The following is a 6,236-nucleotide window of genomic DNA, read 5'->3' as shown; positions in this document are numbered from 1 at the left end:
TCCGGATCGAGTCCGGAATGACGAAGGTCTGAAAACGGCTGAAGCACGACATTTCCAGCATCGCCGCAGCCAGCATGACGAGCTTGGGGCGCCCGCTTCCCACCCCATTTCAGACATGCTGCTAGAGCTTCTTACTCATCTTTCCCAGCAACCCGCGCCAATGCTCGCCGAGCCGCCGCTGGAACAGCAGCAGCTCGAAGCCGTGCCGCGCGGCATGTCTTTGCGGAATCGCATCCCAGCCGCGATGCTCGACGGTCACGCGCGTTTCGGCGCCGACCGCCTCGAAGCGCACCTCGACCTCGGTTGCCTGGCCGGGCGCGAAGCTCGGCACGCGCCAGCCGAAGGCGAGCCGCTCGCCGGGGAGCCAGAGGCGTACCGGGCCGATCTCCCACTCCTCGCCATCGTCGAAGCGCGTCACCAGCCGTCCGTCTGGGCCCGCCGGGTCGAAGCGCAGCACCCCGTCGCCCTTCGGGGTGATGGGGAACAGCGGATGGCTCCGCCACCAGCGACCGATCCCGTCGGTGAAGGCCGCGAAGGCTGCGTGCGGGGTTGCCGCGACGCGCAGCGCGACGATCACCGCGGCGCTCACTCGCCGCCCTCGACATGGCGTTTGAACGCGCCAAGCTGGTGCGTCCACATCGCCTCGGTCTCGGCGAGCCAGCGCTTGAGCTCGCCGGTCGCGCCTTGCTTCAGCGAATAGATGCGCACGCGCGCGTCGAAATGGGGATGGCCGTCCTCGACGAGCCCGCCTTCCTTCAGCGCGCGCAGATGCCGGCTCATCGCGGGCGGCGCAAGGTCGAGCGCGGCCGCCAGCTCGCCCGCGCTGCGCGGCCGCTGCCCCAGCAGCTCGACCGCGCGGCGCCGCACCGGGTCGGCGAGCGCGGCAAGCGTGCGGTCGATCGCGGCGCTCAATCGTCGAGCCGCGTCTTGGTCGTGAAGCCGCCCTCGGCGTCCCATTCCTCGGCCGTCTTGTCCGCGACGGTCACACCGAACGTCCAAATATGCCCTTCGGGGTCTTTCGCGCGATAGGTGCGGTCGCCGTAGAATTGCGTCTCGGGCTCGGCGATGATCGTCGCGCCCGCCGCGCGCGCTTTCGCGCAATGCGCGTCGATATCCTCGTCCCGGCCCAGCTGGACATGCACCGTCTGCGTGTTCTTGCCGCCGAGGTTCGCCGGGCTGCGATGGTCGTCGGACCATTCGTTGCCGATCATGATCGTCGAGCCGCCATATTCCATCTCGCTGTGCGCAAGGTTGCCGGCCTCATCGAGCAGCACAAAGATCGGCTCGAACCCGAAGGCATCCTCCAGCCAGCGGAACGCCGCCTTGCTGTCCTTGTAGCAGACGGCGCTGGAAAGCCCCTTGGAACGCGGATGGTCGGCCATGTCTCGTCTCCCGAGTCGGTGGATTTGTTTTCATATACGTATAATATTTTCATAAAAATGAAAATACATGCAATCGCGAATGAAGTTGCTAGGAAAAGCGCATGACCGATCTCGCCCGCTGCGTCGCCGAAGCCTATGACGTCGCCCTGCCGCACCGCGGACAGGGCAAGGTAGCCGATTATATCCCCGCGCTGGCCAAGGTCGATCCGGACCGCTTCGGCTTCGCGCTCGCGCTTCCCGACGGCACGGTTCACGCCGCGGGCGATGCCGATATTCCCTTCTCGATCCAGTCGGTGTCGAAGGTCTTCACCCTCGCGCTGGCGCTCCGCCGCGTCGGCAGCAGCTTGTGGGACAGCGTCGGGCGCGAACCGTCGGGAAGCGCGTTCAACTCGATCGTCCAGCTCGAAAGCGAAGCCGGCATCCCGCGCAATCCGCTGATCAACGCCGGCGCGATCGCGACGACCGACCGGCTGATCGACGGCCGCGACGGTGACGCGACGGTCGAGGAAATCCTCGCCTTCCTGCGTGCCCGCGCCGGTGACGACAGCGTCGCGATCGATCGGGAGGTCGCGACGTCCGAATCCGAAACCGGCGCGCGCAACCGCAGCCTCGGCTATTTCATGCAGGCGTTCGACAATCTGCGCCATCCGGTCGAAACCGCGGTCGGCGTCTATTTCCGCCAGTGCGCGATCGCGATGACCTGCCGCCAGCTTGCGAAGGCGGGGCTTTTCCTCGCGATGGAGGGCCGCGATCCGTTGACCGGCGAGCAGATCATCGAGCCGCACCGCGCACGGCGGATCAACGCGATCATGATGCTCTGTGGCCACTATGACAATTCGGGCGAATTCGCCTTCCGCGTCGGCCTGCCGGGGAAGAGCGGCGTCGGCGGCGGCATCCTCTGCATCGCGCCGGGGCAGGGTTCGATCGCGGTGTGGTCGCCCGGGCTCAACGAAGCGGGGACGTCGCTCGTCGGCGCGATCGCGCTCGAACATTTCGCCTATGCGGCGGGCTGGTCGGTGTTCGATTCGAGCGTCGGCTGAACCTCAGTCGTTGTTCAGCAGCGCCAGCCTGACCCGCGCGGTACCGCTGCGGTGCATACCGATTTCGCGCGCGGCAGCGTGGCTGATGTCGATCACCCGGCCGCGCGAAAAAGGACCGCGATCGTTGATGCGGACAACGACGCTGTCGCCGTTCGCGACATTGGTGACGCGCACCATGCTCCCGAAGGGCAGCGATCGATGCGCGCCGGTCATCTGGTCAGGATCGAAGCGTTCGCCGCTCGCTGTGCGGTTGCCGGCAAGTTCGTCGCCATAATAGCTCGCCATTCCGCCATCGATTTCAGTAAAGTCGGGAGCCGCGATAGCCGCTACGTCGCTTGCTTCGAAGTCCTGCGCGGCGGCCGAAACCGTCAACAGCATCGGCATCAACAGGGCTGAAAAGACCCGCATGACATCCTCCCCTTTTCGGTGGAGGGCCAAAAGCAGCGGCGGCTCTTCGTGACAAGCCGCCGCGCGTTGGATTGAACCTAATTTACGTCAGGCCGGTATCAAACGTCCAGATTGGCCACCGACAGGGCATTGGTTTGAATGAAGTCGCGCCGCGGTTCGACCTCGTCGCCCATCAGCTGCTCGAAGATGCCGTCGGCGACGTCGGCCTGCTCGGTGCGCACGCGCAGCAGCGAGCGGTTTGCCGGGTCGAGCGTCGTTTCCCACAGCTGTTCGGCGTTCATCTCGCCCAGCCCCTTGTAGCGGCTGACCGCAAGGCCCTTGCGGCTGTGCGCGAAGATCGCGTCGAGCAGTTCGGACGGGCGCGTCACGGGATTCGACTTCGCGGTCGAGGCCGCGGGCACGTCCTCCTCGTCGCCGTCGGCGGCTTCGACCTCGACCGCCGCAGCGCCGCTCGCCTTCACGAGGCGGCCGGGGCGCGCATAGGTTTCGGCCTGCTCGCTCGCCAGCTTGTGCAGGCGGCGCGCTTCCTGGCTTTGCAGGAACGCGGCATCGACCGCATGAAGGTCGCTGACCCCGCGCCAGCGGCGTTCGAGCGTGTAGCCGCCGCCCTCGACCGCTTCGACCGTCCACACCGCCTCGGCGCCGCCGGTCAGCGCGCGCTCGGCGGCGTTCAGCCAGGCGGCGGAATTGGCGGCGGCGCTGTGGCGCCCCGCGGTGTCGAGGTTCGGGTCGAGCGCACCGGCAAAGGCGAGCGCTTCGACCAGCCCGTGGTTCAGGCTGCGCGGCACATAGCGCATCAGCGCGCGCAGGCGTCGGCCATGCTCGATCAGGTCGCGCAGGTCGTTGCCCGACCGCGCGCCGCCCGGCGTTTCGAGCAGCAGCGCGTCGATGCCGGCATCGACGAGATAATTTTCGAGCGCGGTGTCGTCCTTGAGATAGACTTCGCTCCGCCCCTTCGCGACTTTGTAGAGCGGCGGCTGCGCGATGTAGAGATGGCCGTTCTCGATGATCTCGGGCATCTGGCGATAGAAGAAGGTAAGCAAAAGCGTGCGGATATGCGCGCCGTCGACGTCGGCGTCGGTCATGATCACGATCTTGTGATAGCGCAATTTCTCGATGTTGAACTCGTCGCGGATGCCGGTGCCGAGCGCCTGAATCAGCGTGCCCACTTCCTTCGAGGAGATGATGCGGTCGAAACGCGCGCGCTCGACGTTCAGGATCTTGCCCTTCAAGGGCAGGATCGCCTGGACATGGCGGTCGCGGCCCTGCTTCGCCGATCCGCCTGCCGAATCGCCCTCGACCAGGAAGAGTTCGCACTTGCTGGGGTCGCGTTCCTGGCAATCGGCGAGTTTGCCGGGAAGCGAGGCAATGTCCATCGCACCCTTGCGCCGCGTCAGTTCGCGCGCCTTTTTCGCCGCCTCGCGCGCCGCGGCGGCGTCGATCACCTTCTGGATCACCGCCTTGGCGTGGGCGGGATTTTCCTCGAGCCATTCGGTCATCCGGTCGGCCATCAGGCTTTCGAGCGGCTGGCGGACTTCGCTGCTGACCAGCTTGTCCTTGGTCTGCGACGAGAATTTGGGGTCGGGCAGCTTGACCGAGACGATCGCGGTCAGCCCTTCGCGCATATCCTCGCCGGTCAGCGAGACCTTCTCCTTCTTCAGCATCCCCGACTTTTCGCCATAGCCGTTGAGCGTGCGCGTCAGCGCGGCGCGGAACGCCGCGAGGTGCGTGCCGCCGTCGCGCTGCGGGATGTTGTTCGTGAAGCAGAGGACATTTTCATAATAGCTGTCGTTCCACTCGAGCGCGACATCGATGCCGATGCCATCGCGCTCGCTGCTGATCGCGATCGGATCGGGAAGCAGCGGGGTCTTGTTGCGGTCGAGATATTTGACGAACGCGGCGATGCCGCCCTCATAGAAAAGGTCGTGGGCGACATGCTCGGCGTGCCGCGCGTCGACGATCTTGATCCGCACGCCCGAATTCAGGAAGGCGAGCTCGCGGTAGCGATGCTCGAGCTTCTCGAAGTCGAACTCGGTGACATTCTTGAACGTCTCGGTCGAGGCCATGAAGGTGACGCGCGTACCCTTCTTGCCAGCGGGCGCGGGGCCGGTGACCTTGAGCGGGGCGACCGCGTCGCCATGTTCGAAACGCATCCAATGCTCTTCGCCGTCGCGCCAGATCGTGAGTTCGAGCCATTCGCTGAGCGCGTTGACGACCGAGACGCCGACGCCGTGCAGGCCGCCCGACACCTTGTAGGCATTGTCGTCGCTGGTGTTCTCGAACTTCCCGCCCGCGTGGAGCTGGGTCATGATGACCTCGGCCGCCGAAATGCCTTCCTCGGCGTGGATGCCCGTGGGAATGCCGCGGCCATTGTCCTCGACACTGACCGATCCGTCGCTGTTCAAGGTGATCAGCACGAGGTCGCAATGCCCCGCGAGCGCCTCGTCGATCGCATTGTCGCTGACCTCGAACACCATATGGTGCAGGCCCGACCCGTCGTCGGTGTCGCCGATATACATGCCGGGACGTTTGCGCACCGCGTCGAGGCCCTTCAGGACCTTGATCGAATCGGCGCCATAGGCGTTGGTGTTCGGCTGTTTCGAGGCGCTTTCGGGCGCGCTGTTCTCGCTGGGTTCTGTCATATCGATTATATAGGGTCGGGGGCGGCAAAACCCAAGCGAAAATGCGCCTCTCGGGCGATTCCGAACGGCCGTTGCACAGCCGCGGCACGGCGGCTAGTTTCGGGCGCATGAAACACAGTCTCCCGATGCTTCTCGCCCTCTCGCTCGCCGCCTGCAGCCAGCCCGCGCCCCCCGCCGACAATGCCCCGGCGGTGGCGGGCGAACCGCTGGCGACGCGCGCGGTGATGATCGGCACCGAAGGGCCAAGCCTGCCCGCCTGTTCGAGCATCAGCCGGGTCAAGGACGGCGGCACCGACGTCTATTGGGCGCCGGGCGAGACGCGCGCGGTCAAGGCAAAGGTCGCGGGCGGTGCGAAGGTCTCGGTGTGCGAGGCGACCGACGACGACGCCTGGTTCGGTATCGTCTTCGCCGCGCCGGGCACCGACGAGGATATGTGCGGCGTCGGCAAGCCGGTGCAGAACGCGCGCGAATATCAGGGCCCGTGCCGCTGGGGCTGGATCAGGGGCGGGACGGTGCGTCTGGGGGCTTGAGGCCTCAAGCACCGCATAAACGCATCGGAATTTGCGCCCTTTGCGGCTTTGCGGCGTGGTCAGCGGGAATGATCATTGTCGACCGGAAGTGGACCTATCCTGCATCGTCACCCTGAACTTGTTTCAGGGTCCATGGCCTGCCGTTTCCTTGGACGCGGCGCCGGATGCAAAGCCCGGCCATGGATGCTGAAACAGCGAGGCCATCGCCGCAGCCAGCATGACGAGCTTGGGGCG

The 6,236-nt window shown here is 65.9% G+C and carries 7 protein-coding genes; 2 read left to right on the top strand and 5 right to left on the bottom strand.

All coding sequences use genetic code 11. From position 1 onward, the window contains the following. Window positions 1–121: 121 nt before the first annotated feature. From J1N50_RS16500 to J1N50_RS16490, 3 genes are read right to left on the bottom strand one after another with little or no spacing between them, the layout of a single operon-like run. Window positions 122–589, bottom strand: a complete 468-nt coding sequence (locus J1N50_RS16500; protein ID WP_343227907.1) for an SRPBCC domain-containing protein — start codon at window positions 587–589, stop codon at window positions 122–124. Continuing rightward, window positions 586–912, bottom strand: a complete 327-nt coding sequence (locus J1N50_RS16495; RefSeq protein ID WP_246553685.1) for an ArsR/SmtB family transcription factor — start codon at window positions 910–912, stop codon at window positions 586–588. Before J1N50_RS16495 ends, J1N50_RS16500 begins: the two co-directional genes overlap by 4 nt. After that, window positions 909–1,382, bottom strand: a complete 474-nt coding sequence (locus tag J1N50_RS16490; RefSeq protein ID WP_215355736.1) for a VOC family protein — start codon at window positions 1,380–1,382, stop codon at window positions 909–911. The genes J1N50_RS16495 and J1N50_RS16490 overlap by 4 nt, the downstream gene beginning before the upstream one ends. A 101-nt stretch (window positions 1,383–1,483) precedes the next feature. On the opposite strand from J1N50_RS16490, the gene J1N50_RS16485 reads away from it, so the two are divergent. Continuing rightward, on the top strand, window positions 1,484–2,422 hold the full coding sequence (locus tag J1N50_RS16485) for a glutaminase (RefSeq protein ID WP_215355734.1): 939 nt from the start codon (window positions 1,484–1,486) through the stop codon (window positions 2,420–2,422). 3 nt (window positions 2,423–2,425) lie between these two features. Here the strand turns inward: J1N50_RS16485 and J1N50_RS16480 are convergent, their stop codons facing one another. Beyond that, the gene (locus tag J1N50_RS16480; protein WP_215355732.1) at window positions 2,426–2,830 is read right to left on the bottom strand and encodes a septal ring lytic transglycosylase RlpA family protein; all 405 of its coding nucleotides are present in this window, start codon (window positions 2,828–2,830) and stop codon (window positions 2,426–2,428) included. A 98-nt stretch (window positions 2,831–2,928) separates the two neighbouring features. Continuing rightward, the gene (gene gyrB / locus J1N50_RS16475; protein ID WP_215355730.1) at window positions 2,929–5,472 is read right to left on the bottom strand and encodes a DNA topoisomerase (ATP-hydrolyzing) subunit B; all 2,544 of its coding nucleotides are present in this window, start codon (window positions 5,470–5,472) and stop codon (window positions 2,929–2,931) included. 107 nt (window positions 5,473–5,579) lie between these two features. On the opposite strand from gyrB, the gene J1N50_RS16470 reads away from it, so the two are divergent. After that, on the top strand, window positions 5,580–6,002 hold the full coding sequence (locus J1N50_RS16470; protein WP_215355728.1) for a hypothetical protein: 423 nt from the start codon (window positions 5,580–5,582) through the stop codon (window positions 6,000–6,002). Window positions 6,003–6,236 lie beyond the last annotated feature (234 nt).

The sequence above is a fragment of the Sphingopyxis soli genome (genome assembly GCF_018682675.1).
Taxonomy (GTDB): Bacteria; Pseudomonadota; Alphaproteobacteria; order Sphingomonadales; family Sphingomonadaceae; genus Sphingopyxis; species Sphingopyxis soli.
This window is presented reverse-complemented; position numbering and strand designations above follow the sequence as displayed.

Bases quoted from the DNA above. Each gene is read 5' to 3' on its own strand.
- gyrB (WP_215355730.1), bottom strand. From the start codon at position 5,472: ATGACAGAACCCAGCGAGAACAGCGCGCCCGAAAGCGCCTCGAAACAG.
- J1N50_RS16490 (WP_215355736.1), bottom strand. From the start codon at position 1,382: ATGGCCGACCATCCGCGTTCCAAGGGGCTTTCCAGCGCCGTCTGCTAC.
- J1N50_RS16485 (WP_215355734.1), top strand. From the start codon at position 1,484: ATGACCGATCTCGCCCGCTGCGTCGCCGAAGCCTATGACGTCGCCCTG.
- J1N50_RS16470 (WP_215355728.1), top strand. From the start codon at position 5,580: ATGAAACACAGTCTCCCGATGCTTCTCGCCCTCTCGCTCGCCGCCTGC.
- J1N50_RS16480 (WP_215355732.1), bottom strand. From the start codon at position 2,830: ATGCGGGTCTTTTCAGCCCTGTTGATGCCGATGCTGTTGACGGTTTCG.